We start from the raw sequence: 22,651 nt of genomic DNA on the forward strand, positions 1-22,651 counted from the left end.
AGATCACCTATGTCCCTGAATGAGGCCGTCCGAGTAGCCGTCATCTATTACTCCTCGACGGGAACGGTCTTCGAGCTCGCCAAGACCGCCGCCACCGCCGCGGAGAAGGCGGGCGCCGAGGTACGGCTGCGCAAGGTGCGCGAGCTGGCCCCCGCCGAGGCCATCGCCTCCAACCAGGGCTGGAGCGACCATGCCGCCGCCACGCAGCACATCGTGGAGGCGTCCTTGGACGACCTGGAGTGGGCCGACGCGATCATGTTCGGCACACCCACCCGCTACGGACTGCCGGCGTCGCAGCTCAAGCAGTTCATCGACACCGCCGGCGGCCTGTGGGCGCAGGGCAAGCTCATCGACAAGATCGGTTCGTCGTTCACTGCGAGCGGCACCCGGCACGGCGGGCAGGAGACGACGATCGTCGCGCTGAACAACACGTTCTACCACTGGGGATCGATCATCGTCCCGCCCGGTTACGCCGACCCGATCCAGTTCCAGATGGGCAACCCGTACGGCACCAGCCACACGTCCAACAACGCCGAGGTCCCGCCCGGCGAGATCGAGCTGGCCGCGATGGAGTTCCAGGCCCGCCGCGTCGTCGAGACCACGGCCACGTTCGTGCGGGGACGCGCGGCCCGGTTCGCGTGACGTGACGGCGGGGCCCTGCCGCTGCGAGAACGCGCCGGTGATCAGGCCCCGTCGAGGATGAGTTCTGCGGCATGCCAGGCCATCGCCATGATGGGGCCGTTCAGATTGCCCGACACCATGGTCGGCAAGACCGAGCAGTCCATCACCCGGAGATTGCCGACGCCTCGCACGCGTAACCGGGAGTCGACGACATCGGCGTCGTCCGGTCCCATGGCGCATGTCCCGATCGCGTGGTAGCCGCAGTAACCGCCGTCGAGTGCGGCGTCGATGACGTCCTCGTCCGACTGGATCTCCAGGCCCGGGAACGTCTCGTGCATCAGCCTCGAGGCGATCGGCTCCTGGGCGAAGAACTCGCGCATCCGGTGGAAGAGGTCGACGCCCACGCGACGATCGTGGTCCGAGCCGAAGTAGCCGGGGTCGACCCGCAACGGAGCGTCCGGATCCGCCGATGTGATGGCCACGCTGCCTTCCGACGTGGGGCGGAGCACCTCGGCGACGACCGACACTCCCGGCTCTCTTTCGACGGCGACCGTCTCACCCGCCTTGTACGTCGCCACCGACCACGGCCCCATGAGCAACTGGGCATCCGGCCGGTCGAGTTCCGGGCGGGACTTGAGGAAGGCGATCACGTCGTAGGCGGGTGCGGCAAGGGGGCCCTTCCGGTTCAGCAGGTACTTCAGCGCGGTCACGCCCTGCTGGGCCGGCGTGGAGAGCAGCCTGTTGTAGCCCAGGTCCTCCTTGAGGCGGAACTTCAGGGCGAGGCACCGGTGCTCGCGCATGTGCGCGCCCACTCCCGCCCGGTCCAGGCGGAGCTCGACCCCGGCGGCACGCAGCACGTCGGAAGGCCCGATGCCGGACGACTGCAGCAGTTTGGGCGTGGCGAGGCTGCCGAGGGACAGGACCACCTCTCTGCGGGCCAGGTAGTCCACCAGGCCGCCCTTGGCGTCGCGCGCCCGGACGCCGATGACCTTGTCGCCCTCGAACAGCAGCTCGGTCGCCAGGGCGCCGGTGACGACCGTGAGATTGCGCCGGCCGCGGACGGGGTGCAAAAACGCCCTGGCCGCGCTGAATCTCCGTCCGTCCTTGATAGTCGCCATCGCGTGGCCGATGCGCTCGCCGTCGGACTCGTTGACGTCCACCACGGCGGTCAAGCCGAGCGCTGTGCCGGCGGCGATCATCTCCTCGCACAGCGGATCGGGGTCACGGGGGAGGGAGACGTGCAACGGCCCGCCCACGCCCCGGGTCTCCGTCGCGCCCAGCGCGTTGTCCTCGATGGCGCGGAAGATCGGCAGGATGGTGTCCCAGCCCCATCCCGGATTGCCCAGCCGTACGAGTTCGTCGTAGTCGGCCTGATGGCCCCGGTTGTACACCATTCCGTTGATCGAACTGGATCCGCCGAGGACCCTGCCGCGGGGCCAGATCTCCGATTGCGCGCTCGGGCCGAACGGACGCGTCGGGTAGTGCCAGACCTTCGTCGGATCGTCGAAGAGTTTTCCGAATCCCTTCGGAATTTGATAGAGCGGGTTGCGGTCAGAGCCGCCTGCCTCGATCAGCAGCACGTGGACCCTCGGGTCCTCCGACAAGCGGTTGGCCAGCACGCACCCGGCCGACCCGGCCCCGACGATCACATAGTCGATCATGCAAATGGATATATCGACGTCCCTATATATCCGTCAATGCGCATTTGCTGGCTTTAGTGATCTCCATGGAGAGGCCCCCAGGTCAGGGCCTGGGGGCCGCGGGTCAGCTCATCCGGACAGGCGTCAGAAACCGCCGTAGACCTGGAGTTCGTAGATGCTGCCGCCGTTCCAATTGGACCCGGTGACGGTCAGCCGTACATATCGGGCCTGCACCGGTGCGGGGGCGAAAGCCGTGTTCACCCGCTCCGTGGTGGCCACGGCCGTGTGATCGTCGAACGTCGACCACGCCGTCCCGTCCAGCGAATATTCGAGTCGGTACTTGTAGCCGTTGGTCAGCTCGAACGTCGTCACGATGCCCTTCACGGACGTGGCCTGACCGAGGTCGACCTGGATCCACGACGGGTCGGGCAGCCCGAGACCCTGCGCCCACCGGGTCGACAGGTCACCGTCGACGGCCAGCGACGGGACGTTCGGCTCCGAGTACGACGACACGGTCACCGGCTTGTGCAGCGCCAGGTCGTCGTCCGCCGGCGTCGTCAGCGTCAGCTGGCTCGGCGCCGACTCGTTGCCCGCCGCGTCGCGCGCGGTGACCGAGAACGTGTACGGCGTGGCGGGGGCGAGCCCGGAGACACGCAGCGTCGTCTGCCCGGTCAGCGCGATCTGCTTGCCGTCCTGGGTCACCGCGTATCCCGCGATGCTCGTGTTGTCCGTGGCGGCGGGCCAGCTGAGGTCGAGCGTGCTCGGCAGGAGCACGTTCGCCGCCGGCTTCCCGGAGATGACCGGGGCCTGGGTGTCGGCGGCCGACGTCAGCGGCGTGCCGTACACCTGCAGTTCGTAGATGCTGCCGCCGTTCCAGTTGGAACCGGTGACGGTCAGCCGCACGTAACGCCCGGCGATCGGCTGCGCGAGCGACGTGTAATTGGCCGAGGTGGTCGTGCTCGCGGCGGTGTGATCGTCGATCGTCACCCAGTGGCTCTGGTCGGTCGAGACCTCGAGCCGGTACTTGTACCCGCTCTGCTTCTCGAAGGTGGTGATCACGCCGCTGACGTTGTGCTGCGCACCGAGGTCGACCTGGATCCACGACGGGTCGGGCAGTCCGAGGCCCTGCGCCCACCGGGTCGACAGGTCACCGTCGACGGCCAGGTCAGGGACGTTGGGTTCCGAGTACGACGAGACGGTCACCGGCTTGTGCAGCGCCAGGTCGATCCCTGCGGGCATCGTCACGGTGACCGCCTTGCTCGTGCGGGACTCGTTGCCCGCCGCGTCCCGCGCCGTCACGGTGAAGGTGTACGTCTGTCCCGCGGTCAGGCCGGTGAGGCGCGTCTGCGGGTTCTTCGAGGCGCCGACGAGCTTGCCGTCGCGGAAGACGGAGTAACCGGTGACGCCGGTGTCGTCCGTCGACGCGGCCCAGCTCAGGTCGGCCACCGTCGGGAAGGCGGTCACCGCGGAGGGCTTGCCGGGCGCCGACGGAGCGGACCGGTCGCCGGACGGCTGGTCCGGGTCGAGGTGGCGGTACTGCGGTTCCAGGCCGGCGTTGTCCACGATGGAGGCGGGCAACTGCTGACAACCGTCGACCGTCGTGTTGTTGGCGACCGTCGAATCGAGGGTGTTGAACTGGGTCGAATACTGGGGCTGCGTGGTGAAGTTGTATTCGGCGTCGATGTTCAGGCCGTGGTTCATGAGCATCCACTGGAAGGCCACGTTGCAGAACGCGTTCTGCGTCGTGTGGAAGTAGCGGCTGCCCTCGTCGTGGTAGATCGCCCCGTAGGCCGGAGACGGCACGTCGGAGATGTAGTTGCCCGACACCACGCTGTTGGGGTTGGAGCTCAACGTGTAGATCGCCCCGCCGTCGGCCTGGCGCTTCATGATGTCGTAGATCCGGTTGTCCGTGATGACGTTGTTCTTCGCCGTCGTGGGGGTGTCCCAGATCGGCACGCCGGAGTTGCCGGGGTAGTTCGTGTCGCCGCCCTGGTCGGTGAGGCCCCAGCCCCAGCCGAGCGAGATCCCGCTGTAGGGCAGGTTGTAGACCTTGTTGTGGCTGATGACGGTGTGCTCGGTGTAGCCGGCGAAGATGCCGAGGGACCCGCCGTACTGGTCGGCCACATTCGTCACCACGTTGTTGGTGACCGTGTTGTCCTTGGTGATGGACCGCGGGTCATCGGGGTGCGCGTCGATCACGTCGGTGCCGCCGACCTGCAGGCCGGTTCCCGCGATCTCCTTGAACACGTTGCCGTTGATGAACGTGCCCTGGGTGCCGGTGTTGAGGTTCAGTCCGACGGCGCCGAGGTGCGTGAAGGTGTTGTCCGTGAACGCGACGTCATGGCCGTAGGCGACGTTCACCGCTCCGGGCGTCTTGACCCACTTGAGCCGGGTCGAGTCGAAGTTCGGATTGTCGGTTCCCGTGATGCGGAAGCCGGCCTGTCCTTCGACCATGCCGTCCGGTCCGCTGGGCGCGAGCCAGGTCGCGTAGGAGAAGGTGATCCCGTCGAAACCGACGTCGCGCACGGGGTGATCGATGTCGCCGTTGAGGTCGACCAGGTCCTGCACCATGGGCACGGTCACCGTGGCGGTGGACAGGTTCTGGCCCGGCTTCGGCATGTAGTAGAGGTCGCCCGTGGTCTTGTCGAGGTACCACTCGCCCGGAGTGTCCAGGAACTCGTAGGCGTTCTCCAGCCAGCTCGGGGTCTGGATCTCCTGGCCTTCATGCAGGTTGGCGTTGTGCCAGCACTGCTGCTGCATCGTCATCGCCGTGGCGGTGATGTTCTGCACCGGGCAGCGGTAGTGCATCCAGCCCCAGCGGCTGTCGACCTCGATGTACTGCTGGTTCTTCAGGTTCTGCAGACTCTGGTCGGTGATCGTGTATCCGGTCGCGGTCTTCGAGAAGCCGGGCGGGTTGTCGCGGTCGCGGGCACGCGTCTCCAGCTCCCCGTCGACGTACAGCTGACGCGTGTCGATGTCGCCGACGTGCGCCTTGTAGATGTTGTGCGCGGGATCCGACAACGTCCATCCGCGCACCTGGGTGCCTCCGCTGATCACCGGGTGGGCGCCGGGCGCGGCCGTGTAGGTGATCCGGTGGCCGTTCCGGCCCGAGTCCGCGCTGGTCAGCGTGAAGGTACGGGAGAGCGGATAGGTTCCGTCGGCCAGCACGACGTCGATGTCACCGTGGGCTCGCCGGGAGATGTCCCGGACATGGTCCCGGGCGCCCTCGAGCGTTTTGAACGGCCTGGCCTTGGTTCCCGGGTTGGTGTCCCGGCCGGTCGCCGACGAGACATAGACGCTGACATCCGCTGAATGCGCATTGTCTGCCCAGGCGGTGCCGGGCACCAATGCGCCGGCGGCGAGGGTGATCCCGGCCGCCGCGGTTAACACTTTCACGGATAAAGATGGCATTGAATCCTAATCAACGCGTACGGGAACAAATGGGGTGATAGTTGGGCGATCTTCTCGCGAGACCGAACTGGGCCGCGTGGAACGGCCGGATGGGCCAGGGGAGGCCGGGGTTATGTGCGGGTGGCCAGCCGGTCGCGGATCCGGCATCCGGACCGGTCGCCCGCGGCGGCGTCACGGGCTTCGTGGCGGTTTCGGGGCGGGGATGCGACGTCGACGTGCTGGGGGACGTTCGTGTCCACCGCCATCTGCCCACTCCTCACAGCGGATAGATCTGTTCTATCGCTGGAGAGTATGCACGCCGGAGCGCGGAGATAGAAGAGTGTGCGCCAATTATCCTATGCATCATCTTGTGATATCGGATATATAGGCATGTATCGGGACGAAACGGGAGTGATTGATCGCATCTATCAGGCAAGCAGCCTGGGCATGATTAATCAGATCTATCGAGACAGCTCGTCTCGCCTGTGGACCACGCCGGAAAGACCAGGTTGGGTGGGCGGCGTCAGATGGAGGCTGCGACATGGCTGATTGGCGGCATGCGCGGCTGACCGCCGTCTTCTACGACTTCGGCGTCGAGCACGAACGGCTCGGCCGGATCGGCGGCAGATTGTTGTGGGGCGCCGACCTGAGTCGCTTCTACGGCGACATCCACCGTCTACGGGAGCTGGCGAACGGCGGTCGGATGCTCGACGTCCCCTGCGGCGGAGGCGTCGCCTTCCGCGGGCTGCCGAAGGAGGGCGCCCGTCGTTATGTGGCGCTCGACCTGTCCCCGGTGATGCTGCGCCGCGCGCAGGCGAATGCGGGCCGGCTCGGGTTGCCGGGCATCGGGTTCGTCCAGGCGAGCGTGACGGCTCTGCCGTACCGGGAGGGCTGCTTCGATCTGTGCCTCAGCTACTTCGGCCTGCACTGCTTTGCGGATCCACCGGCGGCTCTCGCGGAGATGGCCCGCATCCTGCGGCCGGGTGGGCGCCTGCGGGGAACCGCCGTCGTGCGGGGGAGCGGCCTGCGGCAGGACACGGTGATCTCGTTGTGTCAGCGGAGCGGGATCTTCGGCGCCGTGGGAACGGCCGAGGATCTGTCGTCCTGGCTCGCCACGGCCGGCCTCGACGAGATCGGCGTCGATCGTGACGGTGCCGTCGCCTTCTTCTCCGCACGGCGCTGACCGTCACCGCCCCTGGGGGCGTACGAAAAAGCGCGTGCCGGGAGGCCCCGGCACGCGCGCGTATTTTCCGTTACTCGTTCGTGTAGACCAGGTGCAGCACGCCCGTGCTGAACGTCGCCGAGCTCACCAGCTTCAGCGGGACCTTGGCGGAACCCTCGAACAGCCGCTGGCCGGTGCCGAGCACGACGGGGTGCACCAGCAGGTGCAGTTCGTCGATCAGTCCCTCCGCCAGCAGCGATCGCACCAGCGTCCCGCTGCCGGTCATGCCCAGGTTCTGATCGGCCTTCAGCGCACGCAGCTGGTCGTACACGTCCTCGCCGCCGACCACGGTGGTGTTCTCCCAGTCGGCCTGGGTCAGCGTGTTCGACACCACGTACTTCTTGGCGCTGTTCATCTGCTTGGTCATCGGGTCGTCGGCGTCCGCGTTCGGCCAGTAGCTCGCGAACTCGTCATACGTGTGGCGGCCGAGCAGCATGGCGTCGTTGCCCGCCATGAGCGAGCCAACCGCGTTGCCCATCTCGTCGTTGAAGTAGCCGAAGTGCCACGTGTCCGGGGCCTCGGTAACGCCGTCGAGCGAGATGAACAGGCCGGACTTGATGCTTCCCATGTCGGTTCTCCTCAAGATGTCAGGCGGACAGGCCGTTGAGCCAGGCCTGCCAGGTTTGCGTGGTGTCGGTGTCGTCATGCGCGAAGATGTGGTGGCCCAGGACGATCGAGCCGAAGTAGCCTCGGACGAAGCGGTAGAGCGCATCCGGCGTCCGGATGCCGGTGGCATGCGGGTTGGCGAAGTCGACGACTCCCTCGATGGACGGCAGTCCGGGCACGGTGGCCTGGACCGGGTCTCCGACCCGGGGCGAGTCCGACAGTCCCAGGGCCCGGTGCAGTTCGGCCCAGGCGGTCGGCCAGTCGGTCACGGGCGGCCCCGACACGGTGACCGGTCGTCCGGTACGGCCGGCGAAGTGGTCGAGGTACGCGACGAGCGTCGCGAAGTACATCGCGCCGCCGAGGCGCATGGCCTCGAACTCGTCCTCCCAGTCGTCGCCGGGCAGGAAGCCGCTCGACACCAGACGCAGCACGGTGCTGCCCTGGTCGCGCCCCTCGATGAGGTACTCGAACGCGACGAACCGTCCGTCCGGGCTGTCGGTGCCGCGATACGCGAACCGGTGCGGCGGCTCCCACTCGGTGATGGCGGAGCCCATGGTGAACGTCCCCATCGTTGTGCGGACCGCGCCGTCCGGGCCGGGGTCCACCTCGTTGCGACCCATGAACCACGAGTCGATGCCCGGGCCGGTGGCGATGGCCTCCCACACCTCCTCGACGCTTGCCTCGACCGTCGCCTCGTCGCGCTGCTCCCAGTGGTGGCCCACGTCAGGACTCTTTCTTCTCGTCGGCCTGCGCTGCTTCCGCGGCCTTCATTTCGTCGCCTGCGGTCTGGGGAATCGACGGGTGGACGGCCAGGATGACGCGGTACGCCCGGCCGCCTGCCGCCTTCTCGTCGTGATATTTGGCGACCAGCCCGGCCACCGCGTTGGTGAGCTCCTCCGCGAAGGCGGCACGGTCGTGCGCGGTGGCGAACCGCACCTCCCCGTCGAGCGTGTAGGTCGCGACACGCTTACCGGCCTTGGACGCCCCGGTGATGAGCGTGCCGACCTCGCGCACCAGTCGTGCGCCCACCGCCAGCAGCCACCGTGCCGAAAGCCGGTCCGGAGACCGCGACGGGTCCGGCTCGACCGCGGCCAGCGCCGCCGGCGAGATGACGTACGACGACGCCGTCGCCTGGAGCACCCGCTCGGTCATGTTGCCCTTGCGTCGCTCCTCGACCAGCTCGACCAGGCCGTGCCGCTCCAGCTCCCGGAGGTGGTAGTTCACCTTCTGCCGGGGCTGCCCGACCCGGACCGCCAGGCTGCTGGCCGAGCCGGGCTCCGCCAGCTCGGACAGCAGCCGTGCCCGGATCGGATCCAGCGCGGCTCCCGCCGCAGCCGCGTCTTCGATCACCGCCACTTCCCACATGCCGAAACCTTCTCATCCGACAATCAATCCTGTCAAGAAAAAAATTATCGTCGGTCGTGATGGCTTCTGCCGTAAGGCACTGCCGATGTCCCACGGCGGTCGCATCGCCGCAGACCATCCCGGTCTCGCGTATCAGTCGAGCACGGTTGCGATCTCGTCGACGACCTCGGCCGCGCCGGCATCCGAGAGCAGCATCCAGGCGTGGGTGCGGCCCTCGTATTCACGGAGGTCCACTTCGGTGCCGGGGCCTGCCGTACGGCGCGGTGTACGGCGACTCGCCAAGGCCGAATTCCAGCTCGCCGCCGTCGAGGACGAGGTGCTCGGCGCGCTCGACGACAACCAGCGCGAGCAGCTCTACAACCTGCTCCAGCAGGCGGCCAACGGCGGCGAGTTGAGCTGCTCAGGTGCCGCCGACGAGCCTGACCGGCTCCCCGCCGGCGAGGACTGACGACCTTCTCGCCGCCGCGGATTCCAAATAGGCGTCGAGGATCCAGACATTGGGAATCCTTGAGAACGGGATTACCGATGGAGGGCGAGCCGATGCCGACGAGCACGTCCGGTTACGCAGTCGTCGACGTCGAGACGACGGGACTGCGACCCGCTTGGCACGACCGGGTCATCGAGGTGGGCATCGTTCACGTCGACGACTCGGGGGAGATCACGCGCGAGTGGGCCACACTCGTCAACCCGGGCCGCGATCTGGGGCCTCAGCGCATCCACCGCGTCGCCGCCGCCGACATCCGCCATGCGCCGGCCTTCGAGGAGGTCGCGGGCACGGTCGCCGCCCTCCTCCGCGGACGGGTGGTTTCCGCCCACAACCTTGCCTTCGATCTCCTCTTTCTCACGAGCGAGTTCAGGCGGCTGGGCATCGACGTCCCGCTCAACCCCGAGGCAGGGGTGTGCACGATGAAATGGGCGCCGCGGTTCCTCTCCGACGCGCCGCGCAATCTGGCCGGGTGCTGCGCCCTCGCTGAGGTTCCGCTGAGCGGGCATCACGACGCCCTCGTCGACGCGCGGGCCGCCGCCGGTCTCCTCCAGCACTACATCACGCTTTCCCAGACGCGGGTTCCCTGGCGGGACCTGCTCGACGCCTCCGCCCGGGCCCGCTGGCCCGACCTGCTCGACCGGGGGACATCGGTGGTGCGACGCGGCGTTTCCGCCGAGCGCGACACCCATTTCCTGGCCCGGATTCTCGACAGGATGCCGCGGGTGCCCGAGCCGGTCGTGGCCGACTCCTACCTCGCCCTGCTCGACCAGGCGCTCCTCGACCTCCACATCTCGCCCACGGAGGCCGACGCTCTGGTGGAATTCGCCGCTGCGATGGGGTTGAGCAGGTCCGACCTCGACCGGCTGCACGTCGACTACCTCGTCGCGCTTGCCGCAGCGACCCGGGTCGAGGGCGCCGTCACGGAGGCCGACCGGGACACGCTCGCCCGGGTCGCCGCACTTCTCGGGCTGCCTGCCGACTCCGCGACGCGTGCTCTGGCCCACCCGGATGGGGGGACGTCGCGCCCGTTCGACGGGCTCCGGCTGGCGACCGGAGACCTGGTCGCCTTCACCGGTGAGTCGGAGACCGACCGGGAGGTCTGGGAGGAGCGGGCCCGCGCGGCGGGATACGTCCCGCATCCGCGGGTCACCAAAAAGGTCAGGCTGTTGGTCGCCGCCGACCCCGACACCCTCTCCCAGAAGGCACGCAGGGCGCGCATCTATGGGATCCCGATCGTGACGACCGAGGCGTTCCTGCGGCTGATCGGTCGGTAACGGATCCCGAAGAGACCGCCGTCGTCCCGTTCATCGGTCACCTGAGCCGGGCGCCTGCGCGGGCCGTACGGGAACGGCTCGCGTCTTGCCTGCTCAATGAGCCTGTTCAAGCCCAACCGCATGAGTATGATGCGGGGTATGAGCGGGGACAGGAAAGCCCGGATCACGATCACGGTGGATCCTGACGTAGTCGAGTACGCCGAACACCTGGTAGCCAGCGGCAAAGCATCCAGCGTGGCCGCCGTCTTCAACGACGCCATCGCCGACAAGCGGCTCGCGGACCAGCGGGCACTGGCACTACTCAGGGAACGAGCTCGGCAGGCAGACCCGGCACGCGTGGCCAGGATGATGGCCCACGTAAACCGGCAGCTCGCCGAGCAGGGATTCCCCGAGGCGTCAGGTGAGTAGTTTCACCCCGACGCCGCACATCCTCGACACCAGCATCCTTTCTGACGTGGCCCGCGGCGACGCAAATCTGATCGGCTTCCTCCAGGGATTCGACCAAGCGGGCCAAGCGCTGGTCATCCCCACGCTCGCAGCCGCCGGCGCGCTGCGCGACAGCCGTGGCCTACCAGACGCGCAGGCTTTGCTCGTGGGCCTGGCCGCATTCGAGCGTGCCACTGTGGCACCGTTGGATGGCATTCACCAGGTTGCGAAACTCGCCGACGTGATGGCCATCACCGGACTCGACATCTACGACGCACACGTGGCCGCCATCGCCGACGTGGCAATCTGCCCAATCCTCACAATCGACGCTGTGAAATGGAAGGGGCCGGCCCGCGCTCTTGAGCAGCCGCTTCACATCGTCGAGATCGTCGACCCTGACTAGCGCAGGCCCTGATGACCGTGGTCATGGTTGTTCGATGATGTCGGTGAAGGTGCTGATCAGACGGACGAATCGGCGGACCGCCGGCTGATCGCCGTCGATGTCGATCTTCGGCTCCGGCCGGTCTGGCTGGCTGAAGACGAATTGGACGAATGCGTCGGTGGTGGTCGTGACGGTGAGATCGGGCCTGGACCGTGGTGAGGTCGCGGTCAACGTCCACTGGCGACCGTCGCATTCCACCAGGTAGTCGTCGTCGGGGAACCGGAAGTGCCATCGGGCGGGTTCGCGGTCGTCTGTCGTGTGCTCGATGGCTTGGGTGATGGCGGCCAGCAGGTGCTCGACGTGCAGTGGCTCACCGGGCTGTGGCGGGCGCCAGGCGTGTCGCAGTCCCCACAGGTTCAGGGCATCGACCACAGGGCCGAGTTCGCTGCCGGCGGTCGTCAGCCGGTACCGGACCTCGCGGCGGCCGGGCTCGCGATCGACCGCGACGATGCCGACGTCGGTGAGTTCGTGTAGGCGTTGGCTGAGCGTTTTCGGGGTGATTCCGCCGAGCCGTCCCATCAGGTCGGTGAACCGCTTGGGGCCGGTCAGCAGGTCGCGGACCACCAGCAGGCTCCATCGGTCACCGACCCGCTCCAGGGAGCGGGCCACCAGGCAGAAGTGATCGTACGTGCGGACGTTGCGGGTCACTCTGGCATTCTACTAGCCATTAGATACTATCTAGTAGCTACTAACTGTCAGATAGTAAACCGAGGTGATCGCGATGACCGGTGCGCCCGTCCATCTCTGGGTGCTCACTCTCGCCGGAATGATCGGAATACCGGGGCTGACCAGCTTCGTGTTGTATCAAGGCGCGAAGCTCGCGGGTCTCGGTCACCGGCGCGCGGTGGGGGTCGGCGTGGTCTCGGCGGTGCTGCTCGGCGGCTGGTTCACGATCAGCGGGGTGATCGCGGCGCACGGCGGGTATCTCGCCGAGCTCGGCCGTCGGCCGCCCGGGCTGCCGATCGCGGTCGTCGCCACGCTGGTCGTCCTGCTGGCCGCCACCTGGATTCCCTCGGTGGCCCGCGCTCTCGCCGCGCCCGGCATGCTCAGCCGTCTTGAACTGCCGCACACGTTCCGAGTGGTCGGGGTGGCATTCCTGATCACGATGGCCCTCGGTCACCTGCCCGCGCTGTTCGCCCTGCCCGCCGGCCTGGGCGACATCGCGACCGGCATCGCGGCGCCCTTCGTCGCGCGCCGCATCGCGAAGGGCACTGGTCGCCGGATCGCGGTGTGGTTCAACGTGCTGGGAATCGTCGATCTCGTCACGGCGCTGACCCTGGGGACGCTCACCGGTTTTGGGATCCTCAACGTGACACCTTCCTCACGGGCGATCACCGAACTCCCGCTCGCCCTGATCCCCACGGCTGCCGTCCCGCTGCTGCTCACGCTGCACATCACGTCCCTGCGGCGACTGGCCGCCACCGCACGGACGCAGAACAACGCGACGGGCAACGTTGGTGCCCGTCTCAGTCACCACTGAACGCTCGCTTCTGCCGTTGGTCGCGCCCAAACGCGGAACGCGCTCATCTGCCGATGTCGGTACACCCGATCATGGCTGATCGGCATGCTCGCGAGGATTGGCTGGACTGGCGGTCCGGTAGGGCGTGGTGGGTACGGAAAAATATTTGCTACGACGCACGAACTACTTTACGCTCGTGCCCGTGACCGAGAAACGTGACATCTCCGCGTTCGCCGGCGCCGTCATGGGCCTGGTGAACGTGATCCGCCGTGGACAGGGCCGGGCCTTCGACGTCGAGCTCGTGGGGATCATGGAACTGCTGCTCCGGCGCGGCCCGCTGTCGCCCGGCGAGATCGCGGCCGAGTTGAACGCGAAGCCGTCCTCGGTGACCGGCCGCGTGAAGTCCCTGCGCGAGGCCGGGCGCGTGGTGATCCGCCCGGACCCCGCGGACGGCCGGCGCTACACCGTCGGGCTCAGCGAGGCCGGTGAGCAGGAGATCGACCGCATGGTCGACAACGGCCTGCGACTGTTCGCCGCATGGACCGCCGCCTGGACGGACCAGGAGATCAGCACCTTCACGCACCTCGCCCAGCGGCTCGTGGGCACGAGCGGCCCAGAGCCCACGCGGGCCAAGACGGACAGGCGTGACCAGTGGTGGAAATACCAGGCGAACAACGACGCGACCAATGGGGGGACCTTATGACGTGCACCACGCCATCGACACGGTCAGACCAGACAACCCGGCCGAGTGAGCCGGACCGGCGATCAACGCCCGACAGGGCCCTGACCGCCTTCGGCATAATCGGCCTCGCCTCGCAGATCCTGTTCATGGCCGGCTGGCTGATCCCCGCCAGCTGGCAACCCCACAGCTACAGCATTGTCCGGGACACCATCAGCGACCTGATGGCCCGCACGGCGCCCCACGCCGAGGTCCCGGTGACACTCCTGATCGCGGCCGGCATCGGCACCATGCTGTTCGCCCTTTTCGGACTGCGTCCAGCACTGCGCGCCGCCGGCCGAACCGCCTTCTACGCCCCGTGGATGCTCGCCTTCTCGGCGCTCGGCTTCGGCAACATCCTGTCATTCCTACAGATCCCCTGCCAGAGCGGCGTCTGCGGCGCACACCAGGCCACGTCCACCTTCGCAGGAGCCCAGGACGTGATCGGCGGCGTCGTCGTGGTCACGCTGCTGGCGATCTCACCATTCCCGATGTCCCGTCGCCTCAAGGAAACCCCCGGCTGGCAGCGGCTCGGTGGCCCGTCTCTGTTGACCGGTCTCGCCGTGATGGCGTCGTTCATCGCCTTCGGACTGCACTCGACCGCAGCCATCCACGGCCTGCTTGAGCGAGCCGTCGCCACGATCGGGTCAGGGTGGACCGCAGTCCTCGCCGTCCACCTGATCCGGACCGCTCGACAGCCCGAAAGACGGACAGCAGCAGCTGTCACAACCACTCGTCGATAACCGCAACCAGTACCGTCGCCTCGCAGCGGAAAGCCACGCCCATCGACCTTGACGACCTCGACCTGGTGAGCATCGACCCGCAGTAGTGTCACCGCGTAGACGATCACAGCCTTGTGGCCGCGGTCCTGGATCTGGTCGCACGGCCGTTCCCCACTGATGGATCCGGCCGTGGGTCCTGGCTCATCGGCGAGGCCGAGTCCGTGCCGGGCGGCCACTTCGCGCCGATCGCGTCGAGCCCAAGCCTCTACGAGACGCCAGCCGACGACGAGGGCGCGATCGTCGACATCTACGAGCGGGTGTACACCGAGTTCGAGGTCCGGCGCAGGCAGGCCGCCAACATGCTGGCGGCGATGTGGGGCCCGCCGCGTCCCCACTCGTTCGCGGCGGAGGTCGAACGGTTCTCGGTGTCACAGCCGACCAGCTTCTGCATCCAGTCCTCAACGCCTCGACGATGCCGACCGTCGGTGATGCCCATCATCACCTGTTCGTTCCACGAAGTGGCTGCGCCGCCAGGGTCGAGCGGGGCAGCATCGGCAGACAAATCAAGACGCTGCGGAATACCTGATGAAGCGCGGACATGGGAGTGCCTATGCCCAGGTCAGGGCTGACGTAGTCGCTCTCTTGAAAACTGCCGCCTGATTTGGAAGCCAAGGTCGAATAACCTTACTGAGCGACGCACTCTTCTGCCGCGAGCCAGGCGCTCATGCGGATGAGCGTGCATGTCGGCTCCGACGAAAGACGCGATGCGACAGCGGTATCGGCGTCCGGCTCGAAGCCGGACGGTCGATACCGCTGTCGCGAAAGGCCGGTGACGTGCCTACCCGGCCGAGGTACCGGACGAAGAACCGAGTCGTCGACTCTGATTCCTGCATCGAGCACTTCTCCGATCCAGATCGGAGACTTCTTTTCCTATTTCGGCGTCCCGCTCGCCGCTACGTCCTGTATCGGTAGAGGATCCGGCCGCGGGTGAGGTCGTACGGGCTGAGCTCCACGAGCACCCGGTCATACGGCAAGATCTTGATGTAGTTCTTCCGTATCTTCCCGCTGATGTGCGCTAGCACCTTGTGCCCGTTCTGGAGCTCCACCCTGAAGGTGGCGTTGCGCAGGCACTCGACGACGGTGCCCTCGACTTCGATGCCGTCTGTTGTTCTTGCCATATCTTCGCACTTCTCCGGTCGGTGACTGTGAGGTCGGTGAGGAAACGAATTCCGTTGACGCAACCGTGATGGAGGCGCCTCGGCAGACGCGGTTGTCGCGGACGGCGGCCGCGACCGGCCGTCCCGCGTGTTACGGGAACCGATGCTCGCTCATCAGGTCGGCCTGTGCCGCGCGTGCTTCGGGCCCGGTCCCCTCGCGCGGTGATGCGGTGGGGCGTCAGCGGAGCACCAACTCCAGGTTGCTGCTCGCACGCCGGGCGCCGATGCCTTCGAACAGCGCCATGGCCGCCCCGTTGGATTCGTTCACTTCGGCCGATGCCGTTTCGATCCCGCGGCGGTGCAGCGAACCCAGCACGTGGGCGAGCAGCGCCCGAGCGATACCGCGGCGGTGCCGGTCGGACCGGACTGCGATCAACCCGATCCGTGGCTGCCGGGTCACCGGCGCCAGCCGGACCAGTCCCACGTATTCATCGGACTGTGCTGCCACCGCGTACTTCGACGGGTCCAGCAGGGTAGCGCCGTCCGGGCGGGGCAACACCTCAGCCGGCATCTCCTGCCATCCGACGGTGGCCTCGACTTCGTCGCGAATCACGCGGTCCAACGTGCGCAGAGGGCCCTCCTCCGCCTCGCCGACGGCCACCATCGTCACGCCCGGCGGCGGTAGCACTGAGCCGAGTCCCGTGACCCGCGGGTCGGTGGGCACGAGGTACTCCCACTCGCGGCGTCGGGTCGTGAAGCCGGCTCGCTCCCAATTGGACGTCAAGTCGAGGTCAGCCTCGTCGACCACCGTGTACAGCGGCTTCGGCAGGTCCGCCAGCATGGCATCGGCGAGTTGGTCGAAGACAGCGCCATGCCACGCGTCGATGCTGACGAAGATCCGCCCGTCGGGCCTGCGCGAGGCGTCACCGCGGCCGACCACCCGGTCGTCCTCCACAGCGTGCCATTGCCTCTCCGCGACCCGCGTGATCAGTACGGCATGCTCGCCCATGCCCGAAGTGAAATGCGCAGAATTCATAGGTTGTTGCCTTTCGGGGTTGCCTTGTCGAGGCGCTCCCGGCGACACCTACGTCAATCGCCCGACCGTGACGACGAGGGGGAGCACCCACATCGATACAGCGTTCATGGGTCTCACCTCCTCGCGGTCTGGCACGGTCTCCCGCACGCTATCAGCCCGAATATCGTCCCGCCCAACCATTTTTCCGCCGACCAACTTGGCGGGCCGCCAACGTCCTCATCTGCCGCCGGCCGTACGCTCGGTCCGAGTTCGGCGACCACGCGGTCAGCGGCATGAGCGTGTGCGTCGCAGTGCCCCAGTATGGTGAGATGGCGGCTGTGGTGATCAGCGAAGTCGGCGGCTGGCCGGTGGGCGAGACCCTCGAGGACCTCACCGATTACGCGATGGCGCAAGGCGCTGAGGGATACGACGTTCACGAAGTACGGCTGTGCAGGTGCGCGGCGTGCGGCGGACATGTCTTCGGCGTTTGTGGCGATCTCGAGGAGCACGCAGCGAAGCGCATATGCCGCGGCTGCGGTGCGGAGCATTTCATCGCGGACAGCGGCGAGTACTGGGATGACGCCAGGTCCGGCATCATGGTCTGCGAGTGCGACGGTGACGGCGACGAAGAGGACTTCAACGTCGCGGTGGGCTACTCCGTCTACGCCGATGGTGACGGAATCCGTGCGATCGCCATCACGAGTCGCTGTGTCGCGTGCGGGCGTCTCGGCTACTGGGACGACTGGATGATCCGCGGCGGCGAGATGCACCTGTTGGATCTCGCGTAGCTGCAATCGGCCGGCCGAGCTGAAAAAAGTCAGCTCAGCGTGGCCGCCTTGCGCAGCAGCACTGAGCGTTCGCGCTGGTTGGCGCACAGCCGGGCCGCCAGCTCCAGCTCGGCGCGCGCTTCCGGTCGCCGTCCGAGCCGGGCCAGCAGCTCACCGCGTACGGTCGGGACCAGATGCGAACCGGGGAGCCGGTCCGAGGCGATCAGCGCGTCCACGATGGCCAGGGCTTGCGCCGGGCCCGAGGCCATGGCCACGGCGACGGCCCGGTTGAGCTCGACCACCGGCGAGGGTGCGACCCGGCCGAGTGCCTCATAGAGCACCACGATTCGGTCCCAGTCGGTTGCCTCGACGGAGGGCGCCGACGCATGGGTGGCGGCGATCGCGGCCTGCAGGCCGTAGGGGCCGAGGCCGCGAGTCGATGCCTTGGCCAGCGCGGCCAGCCCACGGCGGATCGCAGAGATGTCCCACAGCCGCCGGTCCTGGTCCTCGAGCAGGATCGGCGAACCGTCCGGGCCGGTCCGGGCCGGGAAGCGCGCGGCCGTAAGCTCGCACAACGCGAGCAGGCCGTGCACCTCCGGCTCTTCCGGCTGCAGCGCTGCCAGCGTGCGGGCCAGCCGGATCGCCTCGTGCGCGACGTCGGGGCGCAGCAGTCGGTCGCCCGACGTGGCCGTCGACCCCTCGGTGAAGATCACGTAGATGACGCTGAGCACGCCGCCCAGCCGCTCCCGGAGCTCGGCGGCCGGCGGCAGTTCGAACGGCACCCCGGCCGCCGCGATCGTCTTCTTTCCCCGGGTGATGCGGGCCTGCACGGTCGGCACGGGTACGAGGAACGCGCGGGCGATCTCCTCGCTGGACAGGCCGCCGACCACGCGCAGGGTCAGCGCCACCCGGGCCTCGGGGGAAAGCACCGGGTGGCAGCTGACGAACATCAGCGCCAGCACGTCGTCATCGATCTTGTCGGGATCGATTCCTTCGTCGACCGCCGAGTCGACCGCCAAGTCGGCCGCCAGCAGGGCGTATCGGTCCTGGAGGGCTGCCCGGCGGCGGATCGCGTCGATCGCCCGCCGTCGGGCCGTGGCCATCAGCCAGCCGGCCGGATTCGCCGGAGAGGCGAGCGGCCACGACACCAGCGCCTCGGCCACCGCCTCCTGGGCCGCGTCCTCGGCCAGCCCGAAATCGCCGGTGAACCGGGTCAGCGCGGCGACGATCCGAGCCGACTCGATCCGCCAGACGGCCTCGACATCGGCCGTACCCATCAGATCTGGCCGTTGCTCTCGCGCCCGGCCCAGTCCTTTACGATCACTCGTCGACCTGCGGGACCTCGTCGCTCCCGGGCACCCGGCGGACCTCGATCTTGGACCCGGGGGCCGCCGGGACCCGCTTGGCCCACTCGACCGCCTCCTGTTTCGAGGCGACGTCGACCAGGAAGAAGCCCCCGAACAGTTCCTTGGTCTCGCCGTACGGCCCGTCCGTGACCACCGGGGCCTCGCCGCTGAAGTCGACCACGACGCCCTGGCCCGGATCGTCCAGCCCTTCCGCCGCGAGGAGAACCCCGGCCTTGACCATCTCCTCGATGAACTGGCGGGTCGTGGCCATCATCTCGTCGATGTCGGCCATCATGGCCGCGTTCGACTCGTCGGTGCCCCGCATGATCAGCAGGTACTTCGGCATCGCGTTCTCCTCATCCGGCGGGGCCGCCTCTCGACCCTCGCACCCTCAGGTCGAACGAGCGGTCCGCGGATCGACACGGCCCCGGAGAAAACTCTCGCCGCGACCCAACCGATCCCTCCGACCCGCGTTGCGCCTCGTTGTTTGTTTGCCAACGCATGCGTGCGCGGTCGCATACGGTGCGCTCGCCAGAGCTCGGCATCACCGGCGGGGAGCTTGTTCGACCAGCCGGAGGCCAGCCGGATCCGTGCCAGATATGCCGACGGGTCCTCCGGGTAGCGAGGGCCGAGGTAGGGCGCGACCTGTCGGAAGGCAGACACTGTCACAAACTCGCCCATGTCGAGGACATTAGTCTCCGCCGGGCGGGCGCGCGGGCACAACGTCGAGCGCGCTGCGCCGGTGACGGGGGCCGCATCTCGCCGACCGTGACCCGCACCCGCAGCGAACCGAAGCCGCGACGCGGTCCGCCTGCCTGTTCAGCCTTCGGCGTCCTGCGGATACCAGCGCAGCTCCACGGTGTTGCCGTCGGGGTCCAGCACGTAGATCGAGGTCGCGTTTCCGCGCGCGCCGAACCGGCCCACGGGCCCCTCGATCACGGTGAAGACGCCCGAGTCGATGACCTCCTGCCAATCCAGCGGTTCCACGACCAGGCAGATGTGGTCGACGTTCGATTCGCCCCGGGGACGGCGAACCATGTCGATGATCGTCTCCGGGGTGACCCTTACGGACGGGAACCCGACCTCGCCGGCCCGCCACTCGGCGACGCGTACGGGCTCCAGGCCGAGAACTCCGCAGTAGAACTCCAGCGCGCGCTCGACGTCCTCCACGTTGAGCACCAGGTGGTCGAAGGCCTTCACTCGCATGACCGTCACCTCGATTCCAGGGCCAGCGCCTGACCCAGCCAGTCGGTGAACAGGGCCGGGTCGATGTCGTCGACGGCACGGAGCTTCGCCGAGGCCATCTGCCGGGCGCCCGCGACCAGGCGCCCCGACGAGTCGTCGATCTCCTGTCCCCGCCACAACCCGAAAGTGACGTACGACCCGTACGCCTTGAGCAGGCAGACCGGGATCTCCCCCGGTCTGCCGCCGAGGCTCCAGGTCGGATGACCGTGCCACATCGCCCCCTGGGCGCCGGGCAGGCCCGAGTCGATGACGGGCCGCAGCTTCTCGCCGATCTCCCGCAGAGTGCCGTCCAGGCCCGCCAGGTAGTCGGTGACATTCGTTGTGGTCATGAGGTTCCATCTCAGTCGAAGCTGTGCAGAAGGGCCGGTGGTGCGCGCCGGCGCCACTCCCAACGATGCTCCGGACGGCGAGGCCGACCAAGCCATGATCAGGCTACGATCGTTGACTCAGATTCAACGATGGGAAGTCGCCATGCTGGAGCGCCACGAACTCGAGACATTCCTGACGCTCGCCGAGGAACTGCACTTCGGCCGTACAGCCGAGCGCCTGGGGGTGACGACCGGGCGGATCAGCCATGTCGTCAAGAAGCTGGAACGCCGCATCGGCGCTCCGCTGTTCGAACGCACCAGCCGCGTCGTCAGGTTCACTCCAATCGGCCGACGACTGGCCGACGATCTGGCGCCGTTGGCGGCTCAGATGGACGAGGCGATACGCAGGGCCGTAGACGCCGGGCGCGGCGTCAGCGGACGGCTGCGCGTGGCGTTCCTCGGCGAGTGGACCGGGCCGGTGCTGCTCAGAGCCGTCAGCGTGTTCCGTGAGCGCCACCCCGACTGCGAGGTCGAGGTCCACGAGGTGCAGTTGTTCAACTCGCGGGCGAGCCTGCTCGACGGCTCGATCGACATCCTCATTGCGTCGTACCCCTTCGACGGCATGGCCTGTGGACCGGCCTTGCTGTCAGAGGGCCGGTCGCTGGCCGTGGCCGCCGACCACCCGCTCGCCCGCGAGACGTCGGTGTCCCTCGAGGTGCTCGCCGAGCACCCCGTGATCCAGTACCCCCAGGTCACCTCGGGGGAGTTCAAGCGCGACCGCACGCCCGACCACACGCCGTCGGGCAGGCCCGTGACGAAGGGCCCGGCGGGCAACACGTTCTCCGAGATGTTGTCACTGGTCGCGATGGGCAGGGGCGTGCTCCCCGTGGGTGAGCACAGCCGCCGGTACTACCCCCGGCCGGACATCTCCTACGTGCCGATTCACGACGCGCCCCCGATCGAACGGGGCCTGGTCTGGCTTGAGACCAACACCACGGCCCGGGTCCGCGAGTTCGTGCGGGCCGCGACGGACGCCGGCCGCCAGGCCCCGGCGGACCCCGATCACCGGGCCGCTGCGGACGCCGACTCCCGGACGGCGACGCCGTTCACATAACGTCATCAGGCTCATCGGGCTCATCGGGCCGGCGGGGCCGACGGCTGTGTGGGCGTGGGCTGCGATCCGAAGGAGGACGTTCAGTGGTTCCGCCGCGTCGGCACCTCGGTGATCGGTGTGTCCGTATCACCTCGTTGGCGTCCGTAGGTGAAGCCCGCGCGGTGGGCAGGCCACTCGTCGGCAAGCATGGCGAAGTCGAGCTCGGTGCTCCATTCGCCCTTGAAGAGCTCGTTGTGGATCAGCCGAGCCTCCTGTCGCATCCCGAGCCGGCGCGCTAGCCTCGCCGAGGCTTCGTTGCGCTCGTCAAGGCGCGCGATGATGCGGTGCAGGCCGAATTCGTCGAAGCCCAATCGCAGCAGTGCGTGTGCCGCCTCGGTGGCGTAGCCATGGCCGGCGAAGTCGGGATTCAGCACGTATCCAATCTCTCCGCCGCGATGTTCCCGGCTGTGCCAGAACAGGACCACGTCGCCGACGAGTTCACCGGTTCGGGCGAGCTCGATGCCGAGCGTCAAGGACTGCCCCTCGTCGGTGAGTGCGGTGGAGGCCCACTGCGCTTCGAGTCGTTCACCGATGACCTGACGGTCCATCGGCTCGAAGGGTACGTAGCGGCAGACATCGGGCCGGCTCCGGTATGCCAGCAGCGAGTCGACATCGCCGACGGTCAACGGACGTAGTAGCAGCCGTTCGGTGCGGATCGGATACTCGGGCTGCATATGGTTTGGCACGCGGATCATCCTGCCAACCGGCGCCGTCCCACGCCTTCGATTTTCGCGTGCAGCGCGCCGCCGGCCTGGTGGTTACCGATGTCCGCCACGCCTGTCATCGCAGTGGTTTCCGGAGAATGTAGTTGACGCCGAACTCCGTCTCGCTCGTGCGCACGTCGACGTAACCCAGCCGCTGGTAGAACCCATGCCCAGTCACGCTGGCGCCGGTTTCCATGTAGTCGTACCCCTCGGCTGCAGCCAGCGCCTCGATGTGGCGCATCAACCGCCGTCCGACACCCTGACCGATCGCCCGGGGATGGACGAACATCGTGAAGACCTTGTTGCCATCGCGGGAGACGGTGCCCGCGATCCCCGCCCGCTCGGCGACGAACATCTGCCGCTCGTCGGCGAGTTGCACGATCCGCTCGGCGGAGAAGTGTGCGCACATGCGCTCGATGATCTCTTCCGGGTAATCGCGACTGTTGAGTTCGCGCAGGCATCGCTCGATGACGTCGGCCACGGCCGGACCGTCGCCAGATCGGAACAACCGGATCTCCACCACCTCCGCATTCTGCCTCAGGTGCATTTCATGGGGAACGGCCATCCCGAACGCTGCCGATGCA

At 67.7% G+C, this 22,651-nt stretch carries 26 protein-coding genes and 1 pseudogene; 12 read left to right on the forward strand and 15 right to left on the reverse strand.

Going from position 1 to position 22,651, the window contains the following annotated elements:
• Positions 1-9: 9 nt before the first annotated feature.
• On the forward strand, positions 10-642 hold the full coding sequence (gene wrbA, locus Pth03_RS05340) for an NAD(P)H:quinone oxidoreductase (protein ID WP_203942992.1): 633 nt from the start codon (positions 10-12) through the stop codon (positions 640-642).
• A 41-nt stretch (positions 643-683) separates the two neighbouring features.
• Here wrbA and Pth03_RS05345 read toward each other — a convergent pair whose 3' ends face one another.
• From Pth03_RS05345 to Pth03_RS41980, 3 genes are all read right to left on the reverse strand, one after another.
• The gene (locus tag Pth03_RS05345; protein ID WP_203942993.1) at positions 684-2,282 is read right to left on the reverse strand and encodes a GMC family oxidoreductase; all 1,599 of its coding nucleotides are present in this window, start codon (positions 2,280-2,282) and stop codon (positions 684-686) included.
• Positions 2,283-2,405: 123 nt separating this feature from the next.
• Complete coding sequence (locus Pth03_RS05350) at positions 2,406-5,657, reverse strand: discoidin domain-containing protein (protein WP_203942994.1); 3,252 nt, start codon at positions 5,655-5,657, stop codon at positions 2,406-2,408.
• Positions 5,658-5,782: 125 nt separating this feature from the next.
• A complete protein-coding gene (locus Pth03_RS41980; RefSeq protein ID WP_275413029.1) occupies positions 5,783-5,917 on the reverse strand; it encodes a hypothetical protein in 135 nt (44 codons plus the stop codon).
• 275 nt (positions 5,918-6,192) lie between these two features.
• On the opposite strand from Pth03_RS41980, the gene Pth03_RS05355 reads away from it, so the two are divergent.
• Complete coding sequence (locus Pth03_RS05355) at positions 6,193-6,834, forward strand: class I SAM-dependent methyltransferase (RefSeq protein WP_203942995.1); 642 nt, start codon at positions 6,193-6,195, stop codon at positions 6,832-6,834.
• A 70-nt stretch (positions 6,835-6,904) separates the two neighbouring features.
• On the opposite strand, the gene Pth03_RS05360 is transcribed toward Pth03_RS05355, so the two are convergent.
• From Pth03_RS05360 to Pth03_RS05370, 3 genes are read right to left on the reverse strand one after another with little or no spacing between them, the layout of a single operon-like run.
• Entirely contained in the window at positions 6,905-7,441 is a 537-nt protein-coding gene (locus Pth03_RS05360) for a dihydrofolate reductase family protein (RefSeq protein WP_203942996.1), read from the reverse strand.
• Between the two features lie 19 nt (positions 7,442-7,460).
• Positions 7,461-8,201, reverse strand: a complete 741-nt coding sequence (locus Pth03_RS05365) for an SRPBCC family protein (protein ID WP_203942997.1) — start codon at positions 8,199-8,201, stop codon at positions 7,461-7,463.
• A gap of 1 nt (position 8,202) precedes the next feature.
• Complete coding sequence (locus Pth03_RS05370) at positions 8,203-8,844, reverse strand: ArsR/SmtB family transcription factor (RefSeq protein WP_203942998.1); 642 nt, start codon at positions 8,842-8,844, stop codon at positions 8,203-8,205.
• 238 nt (positions 8,845-9,082) lie between these two features.
• Here Pth03_RS05370 and Pth03_RS05375 point away from each other — a divergent pair, with 238 nt between their 5' ends.
• The 4 genes from Pth03_RS05375 to Pth03_RS05390 all read left to right on the forward strand — a co-directional run bounded on the left by Pth03_RS05375 (position 9,083) and on the right by Pth03_RS05390 (position 11,434).
• Entirely contained in the window at positions 9,083-9,292 is a 210-nt protein-coding gene (locus Pth03_RS05375) for a hypothetical protein (protein WP_203942999.1), read from the forward strand.
• 92 nt (positions 9,293-9,384) lie between these two features.
• Positions 9,385-10,605 carry an exonuclease domain-containing protein gene (locus tag Pth03_RS05380; protein WP_203943000.1) on the forward strand — a complete coding sequence of 407 codons (1,221 nt, stop codon included), beginning with the start codon at positions 9,385-9,387 and terminating at the stop codon, positions 10,603-10,605.
• A 138-nt stretch (positions 10,606-10,743) separates the two neighbouring features.
• Entirely contained in the window at positions 10,744-11,013 is a 270-nt protein-coding gene (locus tag Pth03_RS05385; protein WP_203943001.1) for a hypothetical protein, read from the forward strand.
• A complete protein-coding gene (locus tag Pth03_RS05390; protein ID WP_203943002.1) occupies positions 11,006-11,434 on the forward strand; it encodes a PIN domain-containing protein in 429 nt (142 codons plus the stop codon). The genes Pth03_RS05385 and Pth03_RS05390 overlap by 8 nt, the downstream gene beginning before the upstream one ends.
• Before the next feature lie 21 nt (positions 11,435-11,455).
• Here the strand turns inward: Pth03_RS05390 and Pth03_RS05395 are convergent, their stop codons facing one another.
• The gene (locus tag Pth03_RS05395; protein ID WP_203943003.1) at positions 11,456-12,121 is read right to left on the reverse strand and encodes a winged helix-turn-helix transcriptional regulator; all 666 of its coding nucleotides are present in this window, start codon (positions 12,119-12,121) and stop codon (positions 11,456-11,458) included.
• A gap of 73 nt (positions 12,122-12,194) precedes the next feature.
• Between Pth03_RS05395 and Pth03_RS05400 the strand changes: the two genes are divergently transcribed.
• The 4 genes from Pth03_RS05400 to Pth03_RS05415 all read left to right on the forward strand — a co-directional run bounded on the left by Pth03_RS05400 (position 12,195) and on the right by Pth03_RS05415 (position 15,001).
• On the forward strand, positions 12,195-12,953 hold the full coding sequence (locus tag Pth03_RS05400) for a DUF8737 domain-containing protein (protein ID WP_203943004.1): 759 nt from the start codon (positions 12,195-12,197) through the stop codon (positions 12,951-12,953).
• A gap of 181 nt (positions 12,954-13,134) precedes the next feature.
• The gene (locus Pth03_RS05405) at positions 13,135-13,635 is read left to right on the forward strand and encodes a MarR family winged helix-turn-helix transcriptional regulator (RefSeq protein ID WP_203943005.1); all 501 of its coding nucleotides are present in this window, start codon (positions 13,135-13,137) and stop codon (positions 13,633-13,635) included.
• A gap of 125 nt (positions 13,636-13,760) precedes the next feature.
• Complete coding sequence (locus Pth03_RS05410) at positions 13,761-14,393, forward strand: DUF998 domain-containing protein (RefSeq protein ID WP_203943006.1); 633 nt, start codon at positions 13,761-13,763, stop codon at positions 14,391-14,393.
• Positions 14,394-14,506: 113 nt separating this feature from the next.
• Positions 14,507-15,001, forward strand: a complete 495-nt coding sequence (locus Pth03_RS05415) for a hypothetical protein (protein ID WP_203943007.1) — start codon at positions 14,507-14,509, stop codon at positions 14,999-15,001.
• A gap of 324 nt (positions 15,002-15,325) precedes the next feature.
• On the opposite strand, the gene infA is transcribed toward Pth03_RS05415, so the two are convergent.
• The gene (infA, locus tag Pth03_RS05420) at positions 15,326-15,550 is read right to left on the reverse strand and encodes a translation initiation factor IF-1 (protein ID WP_203943008.1); all 225 of its coding nucleotides are present in this window, start codon (positions 15,548-15,550) and stop codon (positions 15,326-15,328) included.
• Positions 15,551-15,767: 217 nt separating this feature from the next.
• Entirely contained in the window at positions 15,768-16,538 is a 771-nt protein-coding gene (locus Pth03_RS05425) for a GNAT family N-acetyltransferase (RefSeq protein ID WP_239118772.1), read from the reverse strand.
• A gap of 335 nt (positions 16,539-16,873) precedes the next feature.
• Here Pth03_RS05425 and Pth03_RS05430 point away from each other — a divergent pair, with 335 nt between their 5' ends.
• Positions 16,874-17,332 (forward strand): hypothetical protein, encoded by a 459-nt coding sequence (locus Pth03_RS05430; RefSeq protein WP_203943010.1) that lies wholly within the window; start codon positions 16,874-16,876, stop codon positions 17,330-17,332.
• Between the two features lie 29 nt (positions 17,333-17,361).
• Here Pth03_RS05430 and Pth03_RS05435 read toward each other — a convergent pair whose 3' ends face one another.
• The 4 genes and pseudogenes from Pth03_RS05435 to Pth03_RS05450 all read right to left on the reverse strand — a co-directional run bounded on the left by Pth03_RS05435 (position 17,362) and on the right by Pth03_RS05450 (position 20,231).
• Positions 17,362-18,588 (reverse strand): RNA polymerase sigma factor, encoded by a 1,227-nt coding sequence (locus Pth03_RS05435; protein ID WP_203943011.1) that lies wholly within the window; start codon positions 18,586-18,588, stop codon positions 17,362-17,364.
• A pseudogene (locus Pth03_RS05440) lies at positions 18,588-19,003 on the reverse strand (YciI family protein). The gene Pth03_RS05435 and the pseudogene Pth03_RS05440 overlap by 1 nt, the downstream one beginning before the upstream one ends.
• 473 nt (positions 19,004-19,476) lie before the next feature.
• Positions 19,477-19,863, reverse strand: coding sequence for a VOC family protein (locus tag Pth03_RS05445; RefSeq protein ID WP_203943013.1), 387 nt, complete (start codon positions 19,861-19,863; stop codon positions 19,477-19,479).
• Between the two features lie 5 nt (positions 19,864-19,868).
• Positions 19,869-20,231: a DUF1801 domain-containing protein gene (locus tag Pth03_RS05450; protein ID WP_203943014.1), complete on the reverse strand. Its 363-nt coding sequence runs from the start codon at positions 20,229-20,231 to the stop codon at positions 19,869-19,871.
• Positions 20,232-20,373: 142 nt separating this feature from the next.
• Here Pth03_RS05450 and Pth03_RS05455 point away from each other — a divergent pair, with 142 nt between their 5' ends.
• Complete coding sequence (locus Pth03_RS05455) at positions 20,374-21,324, forward strand: LysR family transcriptional regulator (protein WP_203943015.1); 951 nt, start codon at positions 20,374-20,376, stop codon at positions 21,322-21,324.
• Positions 21,325-21,404: 80 nt separating this feature from the next.
• On the opposite strand, the gene Pth03_RS05460 is transcribed toward Pth03_RS05455, so the two are convergent.
• Both Pth03_RS05460 and Pth03_RS05465 read right to left on the reverse strand, forming a co-directional pair.
• Positions 21,405-22,058 (reverse strand): GNAT family N-acetyltransferase, encoded by a 654-nt coding sequence (locus Pth03_RS05460; protein WP_239118773.1) that lies wholly within the window; start codon positions 22,056-22,058, stop codon positions 21,405-21,407.
• An 85-nt stretch (positions 22,059-22,143) separates the two neighbouring features.
• On the reverse strand, positions 22,144-22,548 hold the full coding sequence (locus tag Pth03_RS05465) for a GNAT family N-acetyltransferase (protein WP_203943016.1): 405 nt from the start codon (positions 22,546-22,548) through the stop codon (positions 22,144-22,146).
• Positions 22,549-22,651 lie beyond the last annotated feature (103 nt).

This window comes from Planotetraspora thailandica (assembly GCF_016863335.1).
Classification (GTDB): domain Bacteria; phylum Actinomycetota; class Actinomycetes; order Streptosporangiales; family Streptosporangiaceae; genus Planotetraspora; species Planotetraspora thailandica.